The organism is Mycobacterium sp. 852002-51163_SCH5372311 (genome assembly GCF_001667115.1).
Taxonomy (GTDB): Bacteria; Actinomycetota; Actinomycetes; order Mycobacteriales; family Mycobacteriaceae; genus Mycobacterium.
Genome location: NZ_LZIJ01000203.1, coordinates 47,584 through 71,473 on the forward strand (window position 1 = coordinate 47,584; position 23,890 = coordinate 71,473).

Sequence of the window (23,890 nt, forward strand, 5' to 3'; positions counted from 1 at the left end):
GGGCGAGGGTGCGCTCAACGTCCTCTGACGCGGCGGTTTTCCCTCATGATCGCCTCGACCAGCTCCGACTTGGTCATCGTCGACCTGCCCCGCACATCGAGCCGGCGCGCGACGTCGAGCAGATGCTTTTTGCTGGCGTTGGCATTCACGCCCTCGGCTGAGCGGCCGGTGTTGTGCAGACCGCCACCCTCGGCGAGTTCGTCCGAAGGCCCTTTCTCCTCCTTGGGCTCCCAATGGTCACCGACTTTTTCGAAGCTGTGCTTGAGCGCGGAGTAGGCCACTCGGTGCGCCCGCTCCTCGCTGCCATATTGTTCGGCCGCGGCATCATGCGCTTTGCCGAAAGTGCGTTGCGCCTTGGCGTTGGACCGTTGCAGGGTGCTCGGCATCTCGCTCTTCTTCGGCTGGCCGGATTTGGTCGTCTTGGGCATTCGGCATGATTACCCCGTGCTGCTCGGCGTAAATCCGCGGATATGTCAATATCGTTGACATGGGTCAGGCCGAAGACGCCCCGCTGGGCTACCTGCTCTACCGCGTGGCCGCCGCGCTGAGGCCAGAGGTTTCCACCGTGCTGCGGCCGCTCGGCCTCACCCTGCCCGAATTCGTTTGCCTGCGTGCACTTTCGATGTCTCCGGGATTGTCCAGCGCCGAATTGGCCCGCAACGCCAACGTCACGCCGCAGGCGATGAACACCGTGCTGCGCAAGCTGGAAAACGTTGGCGCAGTAGCGCGGCCGGAGTCGGTGTCGTCGGGACGGGCGCTGCCGGCCACCTTGACCGCCCCCGGCCGGGCCCTGCTGAAGCGCGCCGAGGCCGCTGTTCAGGTCGCCGATGCCCGCATCCTGGCCAAGCTGACCGCGGCCCAGCAACGCGAGTTCAAACGCTTGCTCGGCAGGCTGGGGTCCGACTGAGCGGTCAATCTTGGATGCGCGCCCACGGCCGCGCTTCTTCTAGCTCGTAGGCCAGTTCCAGCAGCCGTGCCTCGCCTCCGACATCGGCCGCCAGCATCATTCCCACCGGCAGGCCGTTCGCGGATTGCGTTAGCGGCAGCGAAATCGCTGGTTCCCCGGTGACGTTCTGCAGCGGCGTGAAAGCGACCCAGCTGGTCAGCCGTTCCAGCAGACGGTCGTAATCGGTGGGCGCCAGGTAACCGACCGGCGGCGTCGGATCGGCGAGCGTGGGCGTGAGCAAGACATCGTGAGTGCCGAAGAACTGAGCGCTGCGCCGGCGCAGAGTGCGCAGCCGCGCGATCGCCGTCGGCAGCCGGTGCATGTTGCGTCTGGTGTGGCGGGCCAACCCCAAGGTGAAGTTGTCCAGCCGGGTGCGGTCGAAGGTTTTGCCGAACCTGCGCCGGCCGATGCTCACCTGCGCCAGCGCCAGAAAGCCCCAGTACATGACGAAGTCATCGACGAAGCTGGTCGGCACCCAGGTGTCCACCTGCTCGACCCGGTGCCCCAGTTCCTCGAGCAGCCCGGCCGTCTTCAGCGTCAGCTCGCGCAGCTCGGGGCTGCAATCGCGCAGGATCGACCGCGTCACCACGGCGATCCGCAACCGCTGCTTGCCGGGTCGCATGACGTCGCCGACCGGCGGCAGCTTGGGGTTGAGCCACATGCGCTCGGCCTCCCGGTAGAACGCAGCGGTGTCACGCACCGAGCGGGTCAGCACGCCGTTGGCGACGATGCCCACCGGCAGCCGGCGATACTCCGGGTCCAGCGGCAACCGCCCGCGCGACGGCTTGAGCCCGACCAGGCCGTTGCAGGACGCCGGAATTCGGATCGAGCCACCGCCGTCGTTGGCGTGCGCGATCGGCACCACTCCGGCGGCGACGAAGGCCGCCGACCCCGACGACGAGGCGCCGGCCGTGTAGTCGGTGTTCCACGGATTGCGGACCGGACCCAACCGCGGGTGTTCGGCCGAAGCGCTGAACCCGAATTCCGACAACTGCGTCTTGCCCAGGCACACCGGCCCGGTGGCCAGGTACAGCTGGGTGAACTCGCTGTCCGCGACGGCGCCGTAGGGGGCCCAGGCGTCGGTGCCGCACATGGTGGGCAGCCCTGCGACGTCGATGTTGTCTTTGATGTACGTCGGGACGCCACCGAAGAAGCCGCGTCCCACGCCCCGCGACGCGGTGGCCCGTGCGCGCTGAAACGCCTCGTGCGCCAGGCCGTTGAGGGCGGGGTTGACGGCTTCGGTCCGCGAGATGGCCGCCTCGACCACGTCGGTCCTGCTGACCCATTCGGCGCGGATGGCGTCGGCCAGGCCGACGGCGTCCAGCTCGCCGAGGGCATCGTCGCCGAAAGCGTGGATGCGTTGCATGACAACGACGCTAGCGGGCGACCCAAGTATTTCTAGGCTTGGCCCACCTCGAACCGAGCGAACCGCGTCACAGTCACGCCGGCCTCGTCGAGCAGGGCCTTGACGGTCTTCTTGTTGTCGGACACAGACGGCTGCTCGAGCAGCACCGCATCCTTGAAGAAGCCGTTCAGCCGGCCCTCGACGATCTTGGGCAGCGCCTGCTCCGGCTTGCCTTCGGCCTTGGCCGTCTCCTCGGCGATGCGGCGCTCGCTGGCCACGACGTCTTGCGGCACGTCGTCGCGGGACAGGTAGCGCGCCTTGAGCGCGGCGATCTGCAGGGCCACCGCGTGCGCCGCCTCTTTGGCTGCGGCGGCGCCGCCCTGGTACTCGACCAGCACACCCACCGCGGGCGGCAGGTCGGCCGAGCGCCGGTGCAGATAGGTCTCGACGGTGCCGTCGAATACCGCGACGCGGCGCAGTTCCAGCTTCTCGCCGATCTTGGCGGACAGCGCGGCGATGGCTTCCTCGACGGTCTGGCCGTCCGCGCTCGCACTCTTGAGCGACTCGACGTCGGCGGCCTTGGAGGCCACCGCAGCCGCCACGATCTCGTTCGCGAGCGCCTGGAACTCCGCGTTCTTGGCGACGAAGTCCGTCTCGCAATTCAGCTCGATGAGCACGCCGTCCTTGGCGGCGACCAAACCCTCGGCCGTCGCCCGTTCGGCGCGCTTACCGACGTCCTTGGCGCCCTTGATCCGCAGCGCCTCGACGGCCTTGTCGAAGTCGCCGTCGGTTTCCACCAGCGCGTTCTTGCAGTCGAGCATTCCGGCGCCGGTCAGCTCCCGAAGTCGCTTGACGTCGGCAGCGGTGTAGTTCGCCAATGCTCAGCCTTCCGTTGGATTTGGTTCGGTTGCGCCTGCAGCGGGGTCGGCAGGCGCCGCTGTCGCCGTTGCCGAGGCCAGCAGCTCCTGCTCCCATTCGGCCAGCGGCTCGGCGGCTAGCGAGTCCGGGGCTTCTGGCTTGCCGTCACCGCGGCCCAGGCCGGCGCGGGCCTGCAGGCCTTCGGCGACCGCGGAGGCGATCACCTTGGTCAGCAGCGCGGCCGAGCGGATCGCGTCGTCGTTGCCGGGGATCGGGTAGTCCACCTCGTCGGGATCGCAGTTGGTGTCCAGGATCGCGATCACCGGGATGCCCAGTTTGCGGGCTTCGCCGACGGCGATGTGCTCCTTGTTGGTGTCGACGACCCAGACGGCCGAGGGCACCTTGGCCATGTCCCGGATACCGCCCAGGCTGCGCTCCAGCTTGTTCTTCTCCCGGGTCAGACCGAGGATCTCTTTCTTGGTGCGGCCCTCGAAGCCACCGGTCTGCTCCATCGCCTCGAGCTCCTTGAGGCGCTGCAGCCGCTTGTGGACGGTGGAGAAGTTGGTGAGCATGCCGCCCAGCCAGCGCTGGTTCACATAGGGCATGCCGACGCGCGTCGCCTCGGCAGCGACGGACTCCTGCGCCTGCTTCTTGGTGCCCACGAACAGCACCGTCCCACCGTGGGCGACGGTCTCCTTGACGAACTCGTACGCCTTGTCGATGAAGGTCAGTGTCTGCTGCAGGTCGATGATGTAGATGCCGTTGCGGTCGGTGAAGATGAACCGCTTCATCTTGGGATTCCAGCGACGGGTCTGATGCCCGAAGTGGGTGCCGCTGTCGAGCAGCTGCTTCATGGTCACTACGGCCATGGTCACGCCCAGCTTTCATTTGTCGGTTGTCGCCCGGCGTCGGGTGAGGCCAGGCCCTGGCGCCTGCTGCGATGCCGGACCCAGCCGAGAAAAACCCGGTCGGGACCGCCCGGCATGCGGTGCGAATTCCTAATACAACGGGAGTCGCGGTGCAGACGCGCGAAGTCAGCCCGCCTGAACGAGCTGCGTGGAGAAGTTTACACGTCGTATTCCACAGGGGCTGCGCGGTGACTGGCCCGCTGGTCGTCGGGGCGCTGAACTGAAGCGATGCGTTGGGTCGCGCTGATGCTGTGCTGGGCGGTTGTGACGGCCGCCGCGGCGCATGCGGACGGGGGACGGCTCGACTGGCCGTTGCGGCCGCGCCCTGCCGTCGTGCGGGATTTCGACGCGCCGTCACCCGATTGGCATCCCGGGCATCGGGGGGTGGATCTGGCCGGTGTACCGGGGCAGGTGGTGTACGCCGCGGCCAGTGCGGTGGTGGTCTTCGCCGGGCTGGTCGCGGGCCGGCCGGTGGTGTCGCTGGCTCATCCCGGTGGTTTGCATACCAGCTACGAGCCGGTTAGGGCGGCGGTCCAGGTAGGACAACTGGTCACCGGGAGAACTGTGATCGGTGAGCTGATTGCCGGGCATCCGGGTTGCCGGGCCGCGGCGTGTCTGCACTGGGGCGCGATGTGGGGTCCGGCGTCGGGGGCCGACTACGTCGATCCGATGGGCCTGCTGAAGTCGACACCTATTCGGCTCAAGCCGCTGCGGGGATGAAGCCGCGGTACCGGGCGGAGGGCCTTGAGCGTGAAGTCACGGCTTTGGGAGTGAAGTGAGGGCGGCCGATTTGCCATTTCTCCGCCCTGGTTTCACCCTCGACGCCCTAGCTTCACGCTCAACGCCCTGAGTTCACAGCCGACGCCCCGAAAGCCGGGGTCAAGCCCGCGGATGGGCCTGATCGTGCACGGCCCGCAACCGCGAGACCGCGACATGTGTGTACAGCTGGGTTGTTGCCAGGCTGGAATGGCCGAGCAACTCCTGAACGACGCGCAGGTCGGCCCCGCCCTCGAGGAGATGGGTAGCGGCGCTGTGCCGCAGCCCGTGCGGCCCGATGTCCGGCGCGCCGTCCACCGCCGCGACCGTTTCGTGTACCACGGTGCGCGCCTGGCGTACGTCGAGGCGCCGCCCACGGCTGCCCAGCAACAGCGCCGGCCCCGACTCCGCGTTGACCAGCGCGGGACGCCCGTGCTGCAACCACGCGCGCACCGCCTCGGCGGCCGGCCGGCCGAACGGCACGGTGCGTTGCTTGTTGCCCTTGCCGAGCACGCGTATCAGCCGATGGTCGGTGTCGATGTCGTCGACGTCGAGACCGCACAGTTCGCTCACCCGGATCCCGGTGGCATACAGCAACTCGACGATCAACCGGTCCCGCAGCGCCAGCGGGTCACCCTGCTCGGCACCAGATTTCGCGGCCGACATGGCGGCCAGGGCCTGGTCCTGGCGCAGCACCGCGGGCAGCGTGCGGTGTGCCTTCGGCACTTGCAGGCGGACTGCTGGGTCGCTGGACAGCAGGCCGCGCCGGTTGGCCCAGGCGGTGAACGCCTTGACCGCCGAGGTGCGCCGGGCCAGCGTCGTGCGCGCCGCGCCGGCGCCGGCCGCGCTGGCCAGCCACGACCGCAGCATTTGCAGGCTCAGCGCGTCCATCTCCAGGTCGCGCGCGACGAGAAATGCCAGCAGCGAACGCACATCTCCCAGATACGCACGACGAGTATGCGCCGACCGGCCGCATTGCAGCTTCAGATACTCGTCGAACTCCTCGAGCACAGCCTCGCTTTTGTCCGGCATGTCCCTACCGTCGCAGGCCATGTCCCGGGTGTCAGTCGACGCGCCGCAGTGTGTCCGGGGTGAGATCTTTCACCGTCGGATAGCCGTCGACCGCCATGATCAGGTCGGTTTCGGCCAGGATCATGCGCAGCAGGTGCACGATGCCGTCCAGGCCGCCGAGAGCCAGCCCGTACGCGTAGGGACGGCCGACTCCGACGGCGGTCGCGCCCATCGCCAGCGCCTTGACGACGTCGGCTCCGTTGCGGATCCCGGAGTCGAACAGCACCGGCAACCCGTCGGCCGCCTCGACCACGCCGGGCAGGCAGTCCAGCGCGGGCAGCCCGCCGTTGGCTTGCCGGCCGCCGTGGGTGGAGCAGTAGATGCCGTCGACGCCGCCGTCCTTGGCGCGCCTGACGTCGTCGGGATGGCAGAGGCCCTTGATGATTAGCGGCAGGTCGGTCAGCGAGCGCAGCCACTCCAGGTCATCCCAGGTGAGCGGGTTTCCGAAGATCTGCGCCCAGCGCAGCACCGCACCTTGCGGATCTTCCTCGGGCGGGCGTTGCAGACCGGCCCGGAAGACGGGATCGGTGAAGTAGTTGGCCAGGCAGTGGCCGCGCAACTGGGGGAAGTTGGCGGTGCTGAGGTCACGCGGGCGCCAGCCGGTGACCCAGGTGTCCAGCGTGACGACGATGCCCCTGAATCCGGCCGCTCCGGCGCGAGCGACCAGGCTGGCCGCCACCTCACGGTCGGTGGGCGTGTACAGCTGATAGAAGCCGGGAGTGTCACCGAAGGCGGCGGCGACGTCTTCCATCGGGTCGACGGTCAGCGTGGACGCGACCATTGGAACGCCGGTGCGCGCCGCCGCGCGAGCGGTGGCCAGGTCGCCGTGGCCGTCCTGGGCGCACAGGCCGATCACCCCGATCGGCGCCGTGAACAGCGGCGACGGCAGGGTCATTCCGAACAGCTCGATGGACAGGTCGCGCTTCTTGGCGCCGACGAACATACGCGGCATCAGGCCCCAGCGGTCGAAGGCCTCGCGGTTGGCCCGCTGCGTGCGTTCGTCGCCGGCTCCCCCGGAGACGTAGGACCACACCGACGGCGGCATCGCGTTCTCCGCTTTGGCCTCCAGCTCGGCAAAGGCCATCGGCAGCGACGGCACCACCCCTGCCAGGCCCTGAAAGTAGATCTCGTTTTGGTAGTCCCCGAAATGGGGCGTAAATGCCATGCGAAAGAGAATGCCAGCTAAGGTTCAGCCGGCTACTTCAGTCCCGGCCTCAGCCTCGGCGAGCTCCTTCTTCCACTGCCGGAACGTCTCCTCGGTGCGCCCGCGCCGCCAATAACCCGAGATCGACGCCCATTTCGCGTCCACTTCGCGCGTGCTGCGGATGTAGGGCCGCAAATTGTGCATGACGGTTTGCGCCTCGCCGTGGATGAAGACGTGCACCTGACCCGGCAGCCATGGCGCCGTGGTGACCGCCTCGATCAACGGCGCGCAATCGCCGGCGCGGTCCTCGGGAACCAAATCGGCCCGGCCGCCCCGATATATCCAGCTCACCTCGACCGATTCGGGTGCCGTCAAAGGGATCTCGTCGTCGGGCCCGGCGACTTCGATGAACGCCTTGCCGACCGCGCTCGCGGGGAGCGCTTCCAGCGCCGCCGCGATGGCGGGCAGCGCGGACTCGTCGCCGGCCAGCAGGTGCCAATCGGCTGCCGGATCGGGTGTGTAGGCACCCCCTGGACCCATCAGGTAGATCCGCTGGCCCGGTTGGGCCGAGAGCGCCCATGGCCCCGCTATCCCGTGCTCGCCGTGTACCACGATGTCTATCGCGATCTGGCCCGCGGCCTCGTCGACGTGACGGACTGTCATGGTCCGCACCGAAGGCTGTCTAGCGGCGGGTAGCCCGGCAAAGCTGTCCAGGGTCAACGGCTGCGGCAAAGCGGCGACGTCGACGTCGTCGGCGACGAAGACCAGCTTGACGTAGGAGTCGGTGAACTTGCTGGGCACGAAGCTGTCGAAATCGTTGCTGCCGAGGATTACGCGAACCATATGCGGTGCGAGTTCCTGAATACCGACAACTTCGAAAGTTTGCAGCGGTCGACCTGCCACTTATCCTCCTGTCCAGACCCGACCCTCCGTCGACTATACGAGCCGGGTCGCCCGGCCCCCGGCGGGTGCCTTGCCGGGCCGACTGCGGACTATCCGCCATCGGCTGTCGCGGTGCTCGGCCAGCCCAGCCAGCTCAAGCAGGGCCAGCGGCCCCAGCACCCGCTCCGGCACCAGCCCCGATGCCACGGCGATTTCGTCGACGGTGGCGGCGCCGCGGCCTGGCAACGCCTCGTACACCTGACGCTCTGCCGCACTGAGCCCGTCCAACGGCGTGCCGGGCCGCGGCTCCTCTGGCCCCAGCTCACCGATGCGGCCAACCAGCTCGACGACGTCGTCGGCCCGGGTGACCAGTTCCGCGCCATTGCGCAGTAACGCGTGACAACCCGCCGACGCCGACGACGTCACGGGCCCCGGCACCGCGGCCACCACCCGGCCCAATGCGGCCGCCCAGGCGGCGGTGTTGGCGGCACCGCTGCGCAGGCCCGCTTCCACCACGACGGCCGCCCCCGCGACGACTGCCACCAGGCGATTTCGGGTGAGGAATCGGTGCCGGGCGGGACGGACACCGGGCGGATATTCGGTGAACAGCAGCCCGTGCTGACCGATGCGATGCAGCAACGCCGAATGCCCTGCGGGGTAAGGGATGTCGATCCCACCGGCGAGGACGGCAACAGTGATACCGTCGGCGTCCAGCGTCGCCCGGTGAGCCGCCCCGTCGATGCCGTAGGCGCCACCGGAGACGACTGCGACGTCGCGCTCGGCCAGTCCGGCCGCCAGCTCGGCCGCCACATGCTCGCCGTAGGCGGTCGAGGCGCGCGTCCCGACCACGGCGGCCGCACGTTGCGCCACGTCGTCCAGGCGTGCCGGCCCCAGTGCCCACAACACCAGTGGAGGCGCGCTGCGCTCCCTGGACCGCGCACCCTCGAATGCGCGGAAGGCCAACAACGGCCATTCCTCGTCATCCGGCGTGATCAACCGTCCACCGCGGCGCGCCAGCAGCTCGAGATCATCTGCGGCCCGGTCGATTTCGCGCCTGGCATCGGTGTGTCGCACCAGCTCGTCATCGACCAGGCCGCGCCGAACACGATCGGCAGCCTCCACTGCGCCGACGCATTCGACCAGAACGGCCAGCTCCCGGCATGGCGGCTCGGCTACGCGGGACAAATAGGCCCACGCGCGCAATGCCTGACCGTCGGCGTTCATCGCCGGGCTCCCAGTTGCCGAAAGCTCAGCGCGGTGGAGACCTCGTCGAACCCGGGCGACGTGCGGCCGGCCAAATCGGCCAGGCTCCAGGCGACGCGCAAGGTACGGTCCACACCCCGAATGCTGAGCAGGCCACTGTCCAGCGACCTGCGCAGCGGGTCCATTGCGGCTGTGCCGAGCCGGAACTTCTGCCGCAACAGAGAACCGCTTACTTCGGCATTCGTCCGAAATCCGTGTGGTCGCCAGCGCTCGGCGGCAGCATCCCTGGCTAGCGTCACCCGATGACGAACGCGAACCGACGGTTCACCGTCCGAGGCCGAAAATGCTCCTGCGCGTACCGGATTCATCTGCACCCGCAGGTCCACGCGGTCCAGCAAGGGTCCGGACAGCTTACCCAGGTACCGCCGTTTGACCGCCCCGGCACAGATGCAGTCCCGCGGGTCCGCCGGTGCACACGGACAGGGGTTGGCGGCCAGCACCAGCTGGAAGCGAGCCGGGTAACAGGCCACGCCGTCACGGCGGGCCAGCCGAATTTCGCCGTCTTCCAGCGGAGTTCGCAATGCTTCCAGCGCGCTGACGCTGATTTCGGCACATTCGTCGAGGAACAAGACGCCGTGATGGGCGCGGCTCACAGCGCCCGGCCGGGCCGTCCCCGTACCCCCGCCGACCAGTGCCGCGACACTGGAACTGTGGTGCGGTGCCACGAATGGCGGCCGGGTGATCAACGGCGTATCACCCGACAGCAGGCCGGCCACCGAGTGAATCGCGGTGACCTCCAGCGACTCGCTGTCCGACAGCGGGGGCAGTATTCCCGGAAGACGCTGCGCCAGCATCGTTTTGCCCACCCCGGGCGGCCCGGTCAACATGAGATGATGTGACCCGGCCGCGGCCACCTCGACGGCGAAGCGCGCCTGCGACTGACCCAACACGTCGGCCAGATCCACCGATGAATCCAACGGTGTTGCGGCCGAGTCGATCCTGTCCTCGAGATGGGCCGAACCGTTGAGCCAGCTCTGCAATTGCCCGAGCGTGCGCACGCCCCAGACATCGATGCCGTCCACCAGGCTGGCCTCGGCCAGGTTGCCCGCCGGGACCACGACGGCCGGCCAGCCGTCATGCTTGGCGGCCAGCACTGCGGGCAGCACTCCGCGCACCGGCCGGACCCGGCCGTCCAGCGACAACTCCCCCAACAGCACGGTCTTCTCCAACCGGTGCCACGCCGTCTTGCGCTGCGCCGACAGCACCGCGGCCGCCAGGGCAATGTCGTAGACGGAACCCATTTTCGGCAGCGTCGCCGGTGACAGGGCCAGGGTGAGCCGGGCCATCGGCCAGTTGTTGCCACAGTTGGTCACCGCTGCGCGGACGCGGTCGCGGGACTCCTGCAGTGCGGCGTCGGGCAGGCCCACCAGATGCACACCCGGCAGCCCCGAGGTGATGTCGGCTTCGATTTCCACGATCTCTCCGTCCAGTCCACGCACGGCAACCGAGAACGCGCGCCCCAGCGACATCAGCCGGCTCCCTGCAGGTGAGTGATCTCCGGGATGCGCCGGCGCCCGACCCGCACACCGATCACATCGATGCGCACCGCCGCCCAGCGGCCGTGTTGGCCGGCCAGCCATAGCGCTGCCAGCCGGCGCAATCTGCGCACCTTCCGTGGCGTCACGGCATGCGCCAGCCCGCCGTAGCCGTCGCCGGTGCGCGTCTTGACTTCGACGAACACCACGGTGTTCGTCGCCGGATCGGAAGCGATCAGATCCAGCTCGCCATAGCGGCAACGCCAATTGCGGTCCAGGACCCGCAGGCCCATCTTCGTGAGGTGATCCGCCGCGAGCGCCTCGCCCATCGCTCCCAGCTGGACCCGGGTCAGTGTCTTAGTGGTCGTCATGGCGGCCACGCTGCACGGCCGCGCCGACAACGCGGGCCGCCGGGGACCGCTTGAAGCGGCGCGACGGGCGAGTTATCCCCACCCGGGCGCCCATCCACAACACCAAACGCAGGGCCCCGAAGTTGATGATCCTGCGGCTACGGCGCAAAAGTCCGAGTAGGACCCGCCATCAGCGCAAAGTCAATTTCTTACCGGGGGCGCCGGGTCTACTTCTTGCTGGGGATGACGATGACGACGATGAGCGTCAAGATGCTGAAGAACAACCCGAGGATGCCCCAGCCCAGGGCGCTGCGTCCCTTCATGCCGGCGATCACCGCACAGATGATGGCCGCGATGATGCTGCCTATCGCGACGAAAATGCCCTTGATCCCGCGCAGGATCAAACCTGCTGCCTGGGGATTGTCTTGGGCGGCTAGAAGCAGTCCGTGCAGCATGGCCGTCTCCTCAGCTGGGTAAAGCTGTGTAAAGCGATACGATCGGCTACCCGCACGACGGCAATCCCAACCAACTACTACCGCCGACCGCTACCGGATCCGGTCCTCCCGGGTGTAGACGTTCATCGAGTCCTCACGCAGGAATGCCACCAGCGTGATGCCGGCCTCCTCGGCCAGCGAAACCGCCAGCGACGACGGCGCGGACACGGCGGCAAGCACCGGAATCCCGGCCAGCAGAGCCTTCTGCGTCAACTCGAACGACGCCCGCCCACTGACCAGGAGCACCGAGCCGCTCAGCGGTATCCGGTCGTGCTCCAGCGCCCAGCCGATGACCTTGTCGACCGCGTTGTGCCGGCCGATGTCCTCGCGCACGGCGTGCATGGTGCCGTCGGCATCGAAAACCGCCGCGGCGTGCAGCCCGCCCGTGCTGGCGAAAACCTTCTGGGCGCCGCGCAGCTGGTCGGGCATCGCCCGCAGCGCGGCGGCGGCGATGACGGCCGGATCGTCACCGGGCGAGAAGCGGCTGATCAGTCGCACTGCATCCAGCGACGCCTTGCCGCAGACGCCGCACGACGACGTGGTGTAGAAGTTGCGGGTGACGTCGAGATCGGGCGGTTTGACGCCGGGCGCCAATGTCACGTCCAGCACGTTGTACGCGTTGACACCGTCCTCGCCGCGCCCGCCGCAGTAGCGGATGGCCAGTATGTCGCCGCGGTCCGTGATGATCCCCTCGGTGAGCAGAAAGCCTTGCGCGAGTTCGATGTCCGAGCCCGGCGTACGCATGGTCACGGTGAGCGGGGTGTCGTTGACGCGGATCTCCAGCGGTTCCTCGACGACCAGGGTTTCGGGTCGGGTGACGGTTTCGCCGGCCGTCAGGTGCTTGACCCGCCGTCGTGAGATTACGTGCCGCATCGCGGCGTTTCGGCCGGGACGGCGCGCAGGTCACGCGGGACCGAACGCTGGATCCTCACGCGCTCAACGTACCTCGCCGTCTCGAGCCACCTCAGACCGAGGAAGCCAGCGCCGGCCAGGTCCCCGCCCATGCCGTCAGCCAAACGAATGACTTTGAGTGTGTGCCGGCACGCCGGCCTGGCTATCCCGTCAGGGAAACCCCTACGCGGAGGAATGACTATGAAGCCCATTGCACCTGCCGACTCCATGTTCTTGGTCGGCGAATCCCGCGAACACCCGATGCATGTCGGCAGTCTGCAACTGTTTCAGCCACCCGACGATGCGGGCCTGGAGTTTGTGACTGATGCCTACCAGGCGATGCTGGGGTGCACCGACGTCCAACCCACCTTCCGTAAACATCCGGCGTTCTTCGGCCCCGTCACCAACGTGGCCTGGACTTTCGACCGTGACGTCGAGCTTGACTACCACTTCCGCCGCTCTGCGCTGCCCCGCCCCGGCCGAGTTCGTGAGCTGCTCGAGCTGGCGTCCCTGCTGCACGGGAGCCCACTCGACCGGCACCGGCCGCTGTGGGAAGGGCACTTGGTGGAAGGGCTCAACGACGGCCGCTACGCGGTCTACACCAAGTTCCACCATTCGCTGATGGACGGCGTGTCAGCCTTGAAGTTGATGCAGCGCGCATTCACCCCGGATCCCAAGGACGACGAGGTCCGGGTGCCGTGGGCGCTGAAGCCGCGCCGCCGTCCCGACAGTGGCCGGCAAAGTGGCCGGCAATCGTCGCCGCTTGACATGCTGACCCGGACCCTGGGGGCGTCGGCCGCCCTCGCGCCGTCGACATTGTCGCTGGCGCGCGCGGCCCTGCTCGAGCAACAGCTCACCTTCCCCTTCGCGGCACCCAAGACGATGTTCAACGTCCGCATCGGCGGTGCCCGCCGCATTGCCGCCCAGTCGTGGTCGATCGACCGGATCAAGGCGGTGAAGGCCGCCGCCGACGTCACCTTCAACGACGTCGTCCTGGCGATGTCGGCGGGCGCGCTGCGCGCTTATTTGATCGAGCAGCATGCGCTGCCCGAGACGCCGTTGATCGCGATGGTCCCGGTGAGCCTTCGGAAGGAATCAGATGAAGGCGGCGGCAACATGGTCGGCACTGTCTTGTGCAACCTGCACACCGATGTCAAGGACGCCGCCAAACGCCTTGCCGGGATCAATGATTCGATGTGCGACAGCAAGCAGGTGTTCACCCAGTTGCCCCGAGTGCAGCAGCTGGCGCTGTCCGCCTTCATGACCGGCGGACTGTTCCTCGGGCTGATCCCGGGATTCATCCGCACTGCTCCGCCGCCGTTCAACATCGTGATCTCCAACGTGCCGGGAGCCCAGGAACCGTTGTATTGGCGCGGTGCGCGGATGGTCGGCAACTATCCGCTGTCCATTGCCCTGGACGGCCAGGCCGTGAACATCACGGTCACCACGAACGCAGAGACTCTCGACTTCGGGCTCGTCGGGTGCCGGCGCAGCGTTCCGCATCTGCAGCGCCTGCTCGGACACCTCGAAACGTCGCTGAAAGAGCTGGAAATGGCCGTTGGGATATGAGCGCCCGCCCGCTACCGATAGTCTCGGCCAATAGAACGGCCTGGACGGCGGCAGCAGAGGAAAGACATGGTGGACGAAGCCAACGACGTGGGGTCACGGCCCGGCGGCACGACAGCGGATCCCGCGACCGTCTTCGCTGCGCTCGCCGAGATCATCTACCAGGGCACGGATCCCGGTGAGGTGTACGCTGCCATCTGCGTCGCGGCGACGTTGATCGTGTCGGGTTGTGACCATGCCAGCATGCTGGTGCGCCGCGACGGCCGCTACGTCACCGTCGGTGCCAGCGACCGCATCGCCAAGCAGGTCGACGACCTGGAACGAGCCGCCGGCGACGGACCCTGCGTCGACGCCATCGAGGACGAGACCCCGCAGATTGAGCCCGACCTGACGACGCCATGCCTGTGGCCGAAGTTGGCCGCCCGGCTGATCGAGGAGACCCCGGTGCGTGGCGCGATGGGGTTCAGATTGCTGATGGGCCGGCAGCTCACCGGTGCCCTCAACCTGTTCAGCGACGCGCCCAACGCGTTCGACAAGGAGTCCGCCGGCCAGGCCACCGTGCTGGCATCGTTCGCGAGCGTGGCCATCAACGCGATCGGCCAGGGCGAAGACGCCGCCACGCTGCGCAAAGGGCTGCTCAGCAACCGTGAAATCGGCAAGGCCGTCGGCATGTTGATGCTGCTCAACAACGCCTCCGAGGAGGATGCGTTCAACGTGCTGCGGCGTTACTCCCAGGACCTGAACATCAAGCTCGCCGACGTGGCCCGTACGGTCATCGAGCACCGCGGACAGCTGACGTTCGACGACGACAAGTCCCTCCCCAACACCTAGGGACCGCTATTCGGGCAGCCGCAGCTCGGGCTTCTCGACTTCTTCGATGTTGACGTCTTTGAAGGTGACCACCCGCACCTGCTTGACGAACCGCGCGGGCCGGTACATATCCCACACCCAGGCGTCGGCCAGGCGTAGCTCGAAGTACACCTCGCCGTCGGCGTTGCGCGGCATCAGCTCGACGCTGTTCGCCAGATAGAACCGCCGCTCCGTCTCCACGACGTAGCTGAACTGACCGACGATGTCCTTGTATTCGCGGTACAGCGAGAGCTCCATCTCGGTTTCATACTTTTCGAGATCTTCTGCACTCATCTGCCACTCATCTGCTCAGACGTCCTTCTCGATGCCATTTTGCGCGGCCCGCAACCCGGATCCCATCTTTCCTCACCGCTATTCGGCGCGCTCAGCGGGAGGGTCGGGTCTGAACTCGGCCACCAGCCGGGTGCCCGACCCGTTGGCCACCCGGCGCACATTGATGAACGAATAGCGGTGCTCGGGGCAGGGCCCGAGCCGGGCCAGCGCCCGGCTGTGTGCGGCCGTGCAGTACCCCTTGTGTTCGGCGAAGCCGTAGCCGGGGTGCTCGGCGTCCATGGCCACCATCAACCGGTCCCGGCTGACCTTGGCCAGCACGCTCGCCGCGGCGATGCAGGCGGCGGCGGCGTCTCCGCCGACCACCGGCAGCGACGGAACTGCCAGCCCCGGCACCCGAAAACCGTCGCTGAGCACATAACCGGGCCGCACCGGCAGCCCGGCCACGGCACGTCGCATGCCTTCGATGTTCGCGATGTGCACGCCGCGCCGGTCGACCTCGACCGACGGGATGAACACCACGTGGTAGGCCAGCGCATACCGACGGATCAACGGGAACAGCCGCTCCCGCGCCTTCTCGGTGAGCTTCTTCGAATCATCAAGGGCGGCAAGACTTTCCAAGCGTCCGGGCCTGAGCACGCAAGCGGCCACCACCAGCGGGCCGGCGCAGGCGCCGCGACCCACCTCGTCCACTCCGGCAACCGGGCCCAGCCCGCTTCGGTGCAGCGCCGATTCCAGGGTGCGCAATCCTGAAGCTTTGCGGATCACCGTCCGCGGCGGCCACGTCGTGGTCATGACTATTGACCGTGCTGGGGGTTCACCGAACCCACACCACCCCATCGCGACGGTGGCCACACGATGAACCTGGTCTTGCCGATGACGTTGGCAACAGGGACAGTGCCTTCCATCGGGTCGCCGGTGCACACCACGCCGCGGTCCCGGTCGGCAGGGACGTCATCGCAGTGGGCGCGTGAATCCGCCGAGTGGGTGCGGTTGTCGCCCATCACCCATAACCGCCCCTCGGGGACCTTCACCGGACCGAACTGGACGTTGGTGCCTCCGATGCCCGGGCAGGGGGGCAGCGGCAGATGCACGGGGTTGATAGTGGCCAGATCCACGTACGGCTCGTCGAGCCGCTTGCCGTCGACGGTCAACCCGGTGTCGTTTCGGCACTGCACGGTCTGTCCGCCGACCGCGATGACCCTCTTGACCAAGTCGTTCTCGTCGGGAGGCACGAACCCGATGAACGACAGGGTGTTCTGCATCCACCGCACCGCGGTGGTAGACGAGCGGATCGACTTGTAGTTCCTGTTCCAGGACGGCGGTCCGCGGAAGACGACGACGTCGCCGGGCTGCGGTGCGCTGAACCGGTACGTGAGCTTGTCGACCATGATTCGATCGCCGACACAGGTGGGACACCCGTGCAGCGTGGGCTCCATGGATTCCGAGGGGATCAGGTAGGGCCGTGCGACGAACGTCAACACGAGGTAGTAGAGCGTAATCGCGATCACGGCCAACAGCGCGAATTCCCGCACCGCCGAGGGCTTGGACCGCTTCGACTCGCCCTCTTCGGCGTCCTTCGCGTCCGCACTGTCGTCTTCGGCGGCGGCCAAGCCTGGGACCTCTGATTCCGACGGTGCTTCGGGTCCGCGTTCGGCTGACGAGTCCGTGGTTTCGGTCACCGGATCAGCGTAGCCAGCGCGGTGGGCGCGTCTTCAAGCCCGTGCAGGCGCCTCAGCGCTTCTCCTTGATCTTGGCCTTTTTGCCACGCAACTCACGGAGGTAGTACAGCTTGGCGCGACGCACATCGCCACGAGTCACCACTTCGATGTGATCGATGTTGGGCGAATGCACGGGGAAAGTCCGCTCGACGCCGACGCCGTAGCTCTCCTTGCGCACCGTGAACGTCTCCCGGATACCACCGCCCTGACGACGGATCACCACGCCCTTGAACACCTGGATACGTTCTTTGGCGCCCTCGATGACCTTGACGTGCACGTTGACGGTGTCGCCCGGGTTGAAGGCCGGGATGTCGTCGCGTAGCGACGCCTGGTCGACGAAGTCCAGCCTGTTCATCGTAGAAAGCACTTCCTTGCGGTCGCGGCTCGCGGGCGGCCGTCCACACGTGACGTCGTGCGGCGGTGTCACCGAGCCGATGGGTTCGGGCTTCTGGGCGTATCTCGCAGCAGGCAACTGGCCTTGATCGGGTCCTCGATAGTGCCCTGATAACGCATCGTCGCGCACCCGGCCGGCCGACAACCTCTGGAGACAACCGGTCAATTGTGCCAGACACTGCGCATGCAGTGAAAATCACAGGAAATCCTCGCGGTTCGTGACCGGCGAAAGTCCCTGGTGAATGGTACATATGACTGATGCGAGTCCGGCCGCTGACGCTTATCACCGCCGCGGCGGCGGTGGCGTTGGTGGTAGTGGTGGCGTGCGAAGCGAAGGTGGAGGCAAAGACGCCGAGCCCACCTGTCAACAGCGCACCCGGTCGCAATCTGCAGCCTTCACCCCAGCTGGCCGAACTGCTGCTCCAAGTCATCTCCCGGCCCATGCCGCCGGATGCGCAGCCGTACGCCGGGTTCGGCGGATTGCAGGCACGCGTTCAGCGGGCGACCGACGAAGCCGCCGGCGCCGGCGCCACCCTGTCTATCGCCGTTCTCGACCGGGTCACCCATCAGCTGGTGTCCAACGGCGATGCCCAGATCGTCGGCACCGCCTCGGTGGCCAAGCTGTTCATCGCCGATGAACTGCTGCTGCGCGAATCCGAGGGCAACACCACGTTGAGCCCGGAGGATCGCCAGGCACTCGACGCCATGTTGCGGTCTTCCGACGACGACGCCGCCCAGCGGTTCTGGGATCAGGACGGCGGCGACGCCATTGTCACCCAGGTCGCAAGCCGGTATGGACTGTCGTCCACCACGCCGGGCAGCGACGGTCGCTGGTGGAACACCATCAGCTCGGCGACCGACCTGGTCCGCTACTACGACATGCTGCTCAGCGGGTCGGGCGGGCTGCCGCTGGAGCGGGCCGGAATCATCGTCAACGACCTGGCTCAGTCCACCCCCACCGGAGTCGACGGCTACCCGCAGCGGTTCGGCATCCCGGACGGCCTGTACGCCGAACCGGTGGCGGTCAAGCAGGGCTGGATGTGCTGCATCGGCAGTGACTGGCTGCACCTGTCGACCGGGGTGATCGGCGCGGACCGGCGCTACGTGATGGTGATCGAGTCGCTGCAGCCCTCGGATGACGCCACCGCGCGCGAGACCATCACCCAGGCTGTCAAGACGATGTTCCCCAACGGCCGCATCTGAGCCGGCCGACGGTATCGCGAACAGGCGCCAAAGTCCCTAAACCGCACCGGTTTTGGGTGCTTTGGCGTCTGCTCGTCACTCCAGAAGCTCCGGCCGGCGTTCGCGGGTGCGCTGCAGCGAGACGTCGCGACGCCAAGCGGCGATTCGCGCATGGTCGCCGGACAGCAGCACATCTGGGACGTCGAGGCCACGCCAGGTCGGGGGGCGGGTATAGCTCGGCCCCTCGAGGAGCCCGTCGATGCCGGGCGAGTGTGAGTCGTCGCAGTGCGACGCGGGGTTGCCCAGAACGCCCGCGAGCAGCCGCACCACCGCCTCGATCATCACCACGGCCGCCGACTCGCCGCCGGGCAGCACATAGTCGCCGATCGAGACCTCTTCGACCCGCATCCGTCGTGCGGCGTCTTCAACGACGCGCTGGTCGATGCCCTCGTAGCGGCCGCACGCGAACACCAGATGTGTCTCGGCACTCCAGCGCTGAGCGGTGGCCTGGGTGAACAGCGAACCGGCGGGGGTGGGAACGACCAGCAGCGTCTCGCCCGAGCACGTTTCGTCGAGCGCGTCACCCCACACCGGCGCCTTCATCACCATGCCCGGACCGCCGCCGTAGGGCGCGTCGTCCACCGAGTGATGCACGTCGTGCGTCCACCGCCGCAGGTCGTGCACCCGCAGGTCGATCAGACCCGCGTCGATCGCCTTGCCCGGCAAAGACAGTCGCAGCGGCTCCAGAAAGGCCGGGAAGATGGTGATGACGTCGATGCGCACCGCTACCCCAGATCCAGTAGGCCGTCGGGCGGGTCGATCTCGACCGTGCCGTCCTCCAGCGACACCGACGTGACGATCGCGGCGACGAACGGCACCAAAAGCTCTCCTGAATCGCGTTTGACCGAAAGCAGTTCGCCGGCGGGGGTGTGCAGCACCTCGGCTACCACGCCGAGCTCCCGGCCCGTCGTCGTATGGACCCGCAGGCCTTCCAATTGGTGGTCGTAGTAGGTGTCCGGCTCGTCGATGGGGGGCAGTTCGTCCGAGTCGATGACGAACACGCTGCCGCGCAATGCGTCGGCGGCATCCCGGTCGGTCACTGTGGCCAATCGCACCAGCAGGCGCGCTCCGTGCTCACGTACACCCTCGACGACATAGCTGCGCTCCTGGCCTGGCGCACGAGAGGCCTTGGCGCGCAAAGTGTTACCGGGAGCGAATCGGGTCTCGGGATCATCCGTGCGGACCTCGACGACCAGTTCGCCGTTGACGCCGTGCGCTTTGACGACCCGCCCGACTACCAGCTCCACGAGCGCTCCATGAGCAGGACGCCGCTACTGGTCGGTGTCCACCACGTCGACGCGGATGCCCCGGCCACCGATACCGGCGACCAAGGTGCGCAGCGCGGTCGCGGTACGTCCGCCACGACCGATGACCTTGCCCAGATCGTCCGGGTGAACATGGACTTCTACGGTGCGTCCACGCCGGCTGGTCACCATGTCGACCCGGACGTCGTTGGGGTTGTCGACGATTCCCCGGACCAGATGTTCCACAGCGTCGACGACGACGGTACTCATTGCGCCGATCAGCTTTCGTTCGATGTGTCGGCCGGCTCGCCGCCCTCGGACTGCTCGGCGGCCGTTTCGGCGGGCGTCTCAGCCTTATCGGCCTTTTCAGGCTCGGGGGCGGCGGCCTCGTCGGCCTTGGCGGCCTTCTTGGCCGGCGACTTCTTCTTCGGTTTGGCGGCCTCGGTAGTGGGACCGCCGTCTGCCGCGGCCAGCGCGGCGTTGAACAGCTCGAGCTTGCTGGGCTTTTCGGGCTTGACCTTCAGGGTGCCCTCGGCGCCGGGCAGGCCCTTGAACTTCTGCCAGTCGCCGGTGATCTTCAGCAGCTTGAGGACCGGTTCGGTGGGCTGAGCCCCCACCGAGAGCCAGTATTGGGCGCGCTCGGAGTTGATCTCGATGAGGCTGGGCTCTTCTTTGGGGTGGTAGCGGCCGATGACCTCGATGGAGCGACCGTCGCGGCGGGTGCGGGCGTCGGCGACGGCGATGCGGTACTGAGGATTGCGAATTTTGCCGAGCCGCGTGAGCTTGATCTTCACAGCCATGGTTAAGCGATTTCTCCTGTACGTGTCACGCTGCAATTCAGCGACCGCGGCAGAATGCCAGGGTCCGGTTTTGCCTCGCGTTTCTGACCACTGTGCGACCGTAGTCGCGCGGCGGACAGCCGCCTATTGTGCCAGAACGGGGTCGTCCGGCCGAATCGTGGCGATCGCGAGCGCGGCGGAGCCGGGCGCGGCGGGTCGCCACCATTCAACCCCGTGGCGATCGCAAGCGCGGACTCACATCACCTTTTGAAAGCACTTGGTCTCGACGCGACGGGTCATGCGCCAACCCTCGGGTGTGCGCGCGAACTCGTCGTCGTACCAGAGGCCGCAGAACAGGATCTTCCCTGAGTCGCCGCCGACCACCATCGGGTTGAAGCAGATCACCCGCGAGGACGCGGTGTCGCCGTCGATCCGGACCGCGAAGTTGCCCAGCATGTGCGCGTACAACGGGAAGTTCGGCAGGACCTGCGACAGCCATTGCTTCACTTCCGGGTAGCGGCCCTCGATGCCGCCCAGGGCGGTGTAGTCGATGTAGGCATCCGGGGTGAACACCTTGTCCAGGTCGTCGAATCGGCGCTGGTCAATGGCGGTGGAGTAGTCAACCAGCAGTTGCTGGATCTCCAGCCGATCCGAGATCTCTTCCAGGCTCAGCATGTCGTCGATTGAACACGAGCCTGCGGCGCGACATGCTCGCCGGGCCGCCGCGGCGAGACAGAGCGGGCCGCGCTGCGGAAGCTACTGGGACTGCAGCCGAACCACCGCCGACACGAGCGGGTGAGCACGCTCTGCTCGGCGTAGCCGAGTTCCCGGGTCAGGTGCGACAGGCTGATGTCGGTGTCGCGCAGGTAGTGTTCGGCGGTTTCGCGGCGCACGCTGTCGATGAGCTCGCCAAAGGTGGTCTTCTCGGCGGCCAGGCGGCGGTGCAGCGCCCTGGGATGCAGATCGAACTGGGCAGCGATCAACTCGAGGCTGGCGGTGCCGGTGGGTAGGAGTTGGCGGACCATGGCGCGCACCGACTGAGTCATGCCGGGCTGATGTGTGGTGATCCCGGTCAAGTACTGCACGACCGCTTGATGGGCAAGCGTGTCCGGATTGAGCGAGCGCGCGAGGTCGGCCGTGCGAAACGTGAAGCCCGCGGTTGGCTGCGTGAAGCAGGGCCGGCAGCCGAAGTAGGTCAGATAGTCGGCTGGCGCGGTGAGCGACTCGTGCGGCAGGTGCACCGACAGCGGCGAATACTGCGCGCCGAGCAGGAACCGCAGGATCCGCAGTGACACCCCGAGCGACAGCTCGGTGGTCTGTGGATGCGGCGGGGGGCGCTCGATCAAGATCTCGAACGCGTAGAACGACTGGCCGGCGTCGGCGCCCGGGCCGATCCGCGCAGAGATGGCCGGGCTGTAGGCGCTCAGAAAGGTTTCGGTAATCGTGAAGGCGTCACCGACGGTGGCGGCGGTGCGCGCGGCCACCCCGAGCGGTCCGAGAATCTCGATGCCCTGGCGCAGTGCCAACCGCCTGCCGAAATCGGGAGTCGCCGTGGCCGTGGCCGCAGTCTCGATGGCCACGATGATGCTGCGGTAGGGCAGAAAGGCTTCATGCTCGCCGACGTCTTCGAGCCGGATGCCGGCGGCGCGCAGCAACTCGGCCGGGTCTCCGCCGAGTTCGGCGACCAGGCGCGGATAGCCCGACAGCGACGTTCCCCGCACCACCGACATGTCAACAAATGTCAAATAATCGTCCGCAACTGTCAAGACTTAGGCGTGGTCGCGGCCGCATGCTGGGAGCCAACGAGCCGCCCAGAAAGGAACGTCCCCCCATGAGCTTCGACACCGTGATCCGCAACGGCCGCTGGTTCGACGGCACCGGCGCGCCGTCGGCGATCCGCAACATCGGCATCCGTGACGGTCACGTCGCGGCAGTCAGCGCACAGCGGCTCGACGAATCGGGCTGCCCGCAGGTCATTGACGCCGAGGGCAAGTGGGTGCTGCCCGGGATGGTCGACATCCACACCCACTACGACATCGAAGTGCTCGGCGCTCCGTCGCTGTCGGAGTCGTTGCGCCACGGGGTGACGACGGTGATGGTTGGTTCGTGTTCGCTGTCGACAGTTCATGTCGACGGCCAAGACGCCGGCGACCTGTTCGGTCGGGTGGAGGCCATCCCGCGCGAGCACGTCATCAGCGCGGTTGACCGCCACAAGACCTGGAGCACTTGCGAGGAGTACATCGCCGCGCTGGAGGCACGGCCCCTGGGGCCGAATGTCGCTGCGTTCATTGGACATTCGGACATGCGCGCCGCGACGATGGGTCTGGATCGCGCCACCCGAAAGGAAGTCCGCCCGAGCAAGGCCGAGCAGGCTCGAATGGAGCAAATGCTCGTCGAGGCGCTGGAGGCCGGGTTCGTCGGCATGTCGTCGCAGCAACTGCTTTTCGACAAGCTCGACGGAGAGATCTGCCGCTCCCGGACGCTGCCGTCGACATACGCGAAACCGCGGGAGCTGCGCCGGCTGAAGTCGCTGCTACGACGCAGCGGGCGGGTACTGCAGGCGGGTCCCGACATCCAAAACCCGCTGAACGTCGGATCGCAGGTGGTGCAGTCGCTGGGGATCGTCCGCCGGCCGCTGAAAACCAGTCTGCTCTCGGCCGCTGACATCAAGGCCAACCCGTGGCTGATCGCGACGATGGGTCCGGCGGCCCGGCTCGTCAACAAGCTGGGCGGAAACTTCCACTGGCAGCACCTGCCGGTTCCCTTCGAGGTATACGCCGACGGCATCGACCTGGTGATTTTCGAGGAGTTCGGCTCCGGCGCGGCGGCCATGCATCTGAAAGAACAAGTGGCCGAGCGTAACGACCTGCTGCGCGACGAGGACTACCGTCGCCGGTTCCGCAAAGACTACGACAGCAAGTACGGGCTGCGGGTGTGGCACCGCGACTTCTTCGACGCCGAAATCGTCGAGTGCCCCGATGCGGCTGTGATCGGAAAGTCGTTCGGGCAGGTCGGAATTGACCGCGGCGGGCTGCATCCCGTCGACACATTCCTGGACCTGGTCGTCGAGCACGGCACCGCGCTGCGGTGGCGCACCACGATCTCCAACCACCGCCCCGAGGTGCTCAAGCAGATGGCCCGCGACAAGGGCATCCAGATGGGTTTCTCCGATGCCGGCGCACACCTGCGCAACATGGCGTTCTACAACTTCGGGCTGCGGCTGCTGCGTCACGTCCACGACGCCCAGAGGGCCGGCACACCATTCATGACCATCGAGCAGGCGGTGCACCGGCTCACCGGCGAATTGGCCGACTGGTACCAGATCGATGCCGGCCATCTGCGCATGGGCGACCGGGCGGATTTCGTGGTCATCGACCCGGCCCACCTGGACGAGTCGCTGGACGGATACCACGAGGAAGCGG

Annotated in this window: 26 protein-coding genes and 2 pseudogenes; 6 read left to right on the forward strand and 22 right to left on the reverse strand. The window is 67.3% G+C overall.

Translation table 11 applies throughout. The features are described from left to right. Window positions 1-14: 14 nt before the first annotated feature. On the reverse strand, window positions 15-428 hold the full coding sequence (locus A5791_RS25355; RefSeq protein ID WP_067243001.1) for a ChaB family protein: 414 nt from the start codon (window positions 426-428) through the stop codon (window positions 15-17). Between the two features lie 59 nt (window positions 429-487). Between A5791_RS25355 and A5791_RS25360 the strand changes: the two genes are divergently transcribed. Continuing rightward, window positions 488-907 (forward strand): MarR family winged helix-turn-helix transcriptional regulator, encoded by a 420-nt coding sequence (locus tag A5791_RS25360; protein ID WP_067243003.1) that lies wholly within the window; start codon window positions 488-490, stop codon window positions 905-907. Window positions 908-911: 4 nt separating this feature from the next. On the opposite strand, the gene A5791_RS25365 is transcribed toward A5791_RS25360, so the two are convergent. Genes A5791_RS25365 through rpsB form a run of 3 tightly spaced genes read right to left on the reverse strand, consistent with a single transcriptional unit; the run spans window position 912 to window position 4,018 of the window. Beyond that, window positions 912-2,312, reverse strand: coding sequence for an amidase (locus tag A5791_RS25365; protein ID WP_067243005.1), 1,401 nt, complete (start codon window positions 2,310-2,312; stop codon window positions 912-914). Between the two features lie 32 nt (window positions 2,313-2,344). Then, window positions 2,345-3,169 (reverse strand): translation elongation factor Ts, encoded by an 825-nt coding sequence (tsf, locus tag A5791_RS25370; RefSeq protein ID WP_067243007.1) that lies wholly within the window; start codon window positions 3,167-3,169, stop codon window positions 2,345-2,347. Window positions 3,170-3,172: 3 nt separating this feature from the next. After that, window positions 3,173-4,018 carry a 30S ribosomal protein S2 gene (rpsB, locus tag A5791_RS25375; protein WP_067243009.1) on the reverse strand — a complete coding sequence of 282 codons (846 nt, stop codon included), beginning with the start codon at window positions 4,016-4,018 and terminating at the stop codon, window positions 3,173-3,175. A gap of 282 nt (window positions 4,019-4,300) precedes the next feature. On the opposite strand from rpsB, the pseudogene A5791_RS25380 reads away from it, so the two are divergent. After that, window positions 4,301-4,768, forward strand: a pseudogene (locus tag A5791_RS25380) (M23 family metallopeptidase); the annotation flags it as partial. A 168-nt stretch (window positions 4,769-4,936) separates the two neighbouring features. Here A5791_RS25380 and A5791_RS25385 read toward each other — a convergent pair. The 8 genes from A5791_RS25385 to fdhD all read right to left on the reverse strand — a co-directional run bounded on the left by A5791_RS25385 (window position 4,937) and on the right by fdhD (window position 12,365). After that, a complete protein-coding gene (locus A5791_RS25385) occupies window positions 4,937-5,845 on the reverse strand; it encodes a tyrosine recombinase XerC (RefSeq protein ID WP_067243013.1) in 909 nt (302 codons plus the stop codon). Window positions 5,846-5,876: 31 nt separating this feature from the next. Next, entirely contained in the window at window positions 5,877-7,049 is a 1,173-nt protein-coding gene (locus A5791_RS25390; protein ID WP_067243015.1) for a lactate 2-monooxygenase, read from the reverse strand. 24 nt (window positions 7,050-7,073) lie between these two features. Beyond that, window positions 7,074-7,931, reverse strand: coding sequence for a siderophore-interacting protein (locus A5791_RS25395; protein ID WP_067243017.1), 858 nt, complete (start codon window positions 7,929-7,931; stop codon window positions 7,074-7,076). 33 nt (window positions 7,932-7,964) lie between these two features. Beyond that, complete coding sequence (gene dprA / locus A5791_RS25400) at window positions 7,965-9,134, reverse strand: DNA-processing protein DprA (RefSeq protein WP_067243019.1); 1,170 nt, start codon at window positions 9,132-9,134, stop codon at window positions 7,965-7,967. Beyond that, a complete protein-coding gene (locus A5791_RS25405) occupies window positions 9,131-10,642 on the reverse strand; it encodes a YifB family Mg chelatase-like AAA ATPase (RefSeq protein ID WP_067243021.1) in 1,512 nt (503 codons plus the stop codon). Before A5791_RS25405 ends, dprA begins: the two co-directional genes overlap by 4 nt. Next, window positions 10,642-11,019: a YraN family protein gene (locus A5791_RS25410; protein WP_067243060.1), complete on the reverse strand. Its 378-nt coding sequence runs from the start codon at window positions 11,017-11,019 to the stop codon at window positions 10,642-10,644. Before A5791_RS25410 ends, A5791_RS25405 begins: the two co-directional genes overlap by 1 nt. A 206-nt stretch (window positions 11,020-11,225) precedes the next feature. Further along, window positions 11,226-11,453, reverse strand: coding sequence for a deoxyribodipyrimidine photolyase (locus A5791_RS25415; protein WP_067243023.1), 228 nt, complete (start codon window positions 11,451-11,453; stop codon window positions 11,226-11,228). A gap of 90 nt (window positions 11,454-11,543) precedes the next feature. Continuing rightward, window positions 11,544-12,365 (reverse strand): formate dehydrogenase accessory sulfurtransferase FdhD, encoded by an 822-nt coding sequence (gene fdhD / locus A5791_RS25420; RefSeq protein WP_067243025.1) that lies wholly within the window; start codon window positions 12,363-12,365, stop codon window positions 11,544-11,546. A 219-nt stretch (window positions 12,366-12,584) separates the two neighbouring features. On the opposite strand from fdhD, the gene A5791_RS25425 reads away from it, so the two are divergent. Beyond that, window positions 12,585-13,952 carry a wax ester/triacylglycerol synthase family O-acyltransferase gene (locus tag A5791_RS25425; protein WP_067243027.1) on the forward strand — a complete coding sequence of 456 codons (1,368 nt, stop codon included), beginning with the start codon at window positions 12,585-12,587 and terminating at the stop codon, window positions 13,950-13,952. A 66-nt stretch (window positions 13,953-14,018) separates the two neighbouring features. Continuing rightward, window positions 14,019-14,780, forward strand: coding sequence for a GAF and ANTAR domain-containing protein (locus A5791_RS25430; RefSeq protein WP_067243030.1), 762 nt, complete (start codon window positions 14,019-14,021; stop codon window positions 14,778-14,780). A 6-nt stretch (window positions 14,781-14,786) separates the two neighbouring features. Here the strand turns inward: A5791_RS25430 and A5791_RS25435 are convergent, their stop codons facing one another. The 4 genes and pseudogenes from A5791_RS25435 to rplS all read right to left on the reverse strand — a co-directional run bounded on the left by A5791_RS25435 (window position 14,787) and on the right by rplS (window position 17,165). Further along, window positions 14,787-15,092: a DUF2469 domain-containing protein gene (locus tag A5791_RS25435; RefSeq protein WP_067243032.1), complete on the reverse strand. Its 306-nt coding sequence runs from the start codon at window positions 15,090-15,092 to the stop codon at window positions 14,787-14,789. After that, window positions 15,089-15,884, reverse strand: a pseudogene (locus tag A5791_RS25440) (ribonuclease HII). The gene A5791_RS25435 and the pseudogene A5791_RS25440 overlap by 4 nt, the downstream one beginning before the upstream one ends. Before the next feature lie 2 nt (window positions 15,885-15,886). Continuing rightward, window positions 15,887-16,771: a signal peptidase I gene (lepB, locus tag A5791_RS25445; RefSeq protein ID WP_067243037.1), complete on the reverse strand. Its 885-nt coding sequence runs from the start codon at window positions 16,769-16,771 to the stop codon at window positions 15,887-15,889. A 52-nt stretch (window positions 16,772-16,823) separates the two neighbouring features. Continuing rightward, a complete protein-coding gene (rplS, locus tag A5791_RS25450) occupies window positions 16,824-17,165 on the reverse strand; it encodes a 50S ribosomal protein L19 (protein WP_061558917.1) in 342 nt (113 codons plus the stop codon). Between the two features lie 296 nt (window positions 17,166-17,461). Here rplS and A5791_RS25455 point away from each other — a divergent pair, with 296 nt between their 5' ends. Beyond that, entirely contained in the window at window positions 17,462-18,406 is a 945-nt protein-coding gene (locus A5791_RS25455) for a hypothetical protein (protein ID WP_067243039.1), read from the forward strand. A gap of 75 nt (window positions 18,407-18,481) precedes the next feature. On the opposite strand, the gene trmD is transcribed toward A5791_RS25455, so the two are convergent. The 6 genes from trmD to A5791_RS25485 all read right to left on the reverse strand — a co-directional run bounded on the left by trmD (window position 18,482) and on the right by A5791_RS25485 (window position 22,198). Then, a complete protein-coding gene (gene trmD / locus A5791_RS25460; protein ID WP_067243040.1) occupies window positions 18,482-19,168 on the reverse strand; it encodes a tRNA (guanosine(37)-N1)-methyltransferase TrmD in 687 nt (228 codons plus the stop codon). A 2-nt stretch (window positions 19,169-19,170) separates the two neighbouring features. Then, window positions 19,171-19,692, reverse strand: coding sequence for a ribosome maturation factor RimM (gene rimM, locus A5791_RS25465; protein ID WP_067243042.1), 522 nt, complete (start codon window positions 19,690-19,692; stop codon window positions 19,171-19,173). A gap of 24 nt (window positions 19,693-19,716) precedes the next feature. Next, window positions 19,717-19,959: an RNA-binding protein gene (locus tag A5791_RS25470; protein WP_067243044.1), complete on the reverse strand. Its 243-nt coding sequence runs from the start codon at window positions 19,957-19,959 to the stop codon at window positions 19,717-19,719. A gap of 8 nt (window positions 19,960-19,967) precedes the next feature. Next, the gene (rpsP, locus tag A5791_RS25475) at window positions 19,968-20,489 is read right to left on the reverse strand and encodes a 30S ribosomal protein S16 (protein WP_067243046.1); all 522 of its coding nucleotides are present in this window, start codon (window positions 20,487-20,489) and stop codon (window positions 19,968-19,970) included. A gap of 234 nt (window positions 20,490-20,723) precedes the next feature. Further along, window positions 20,724-21,143, reverse strand: a complete 420-nt coding sequence (locus tag A5791_RS25480) for a nuclear transport factor 2 family protein (RefSeq protein WP_067243048.1) — start codon at window positions 21,141-21,143, stop codon at window positions 20,724-20,726. Next, window positions 21,137-22,198: an AraC family transcriptional regulator gene (locus tag A5791_RS25485; protein ID WP_067243049.1), complete on the reverse strand. Its 1,062-nt coding sequence runs from the start codon at window positions 22,196-22,198 to the stop codon at window positions 21,137-21,139. The genes A5791_RS25480 and A5791_RS25485 overlap by 7 nt, the downstream gene beginning before the upstream one ends. A 101-nt stretch (window positions 22,199-22,299) precedes the next feature. Here A5791_RS25485 and A5791_RS25490 point away from each other — a divergent pair. Beyond that, window positions 22,300-23,890, forward strand: a 1,591-nt coding sequence (locus A5791_RS25490) for an amidohydrolase family protein (RefSeq protein ID WP_067243051.1), incomplete at its 3' end; no start/stop codon positions are given.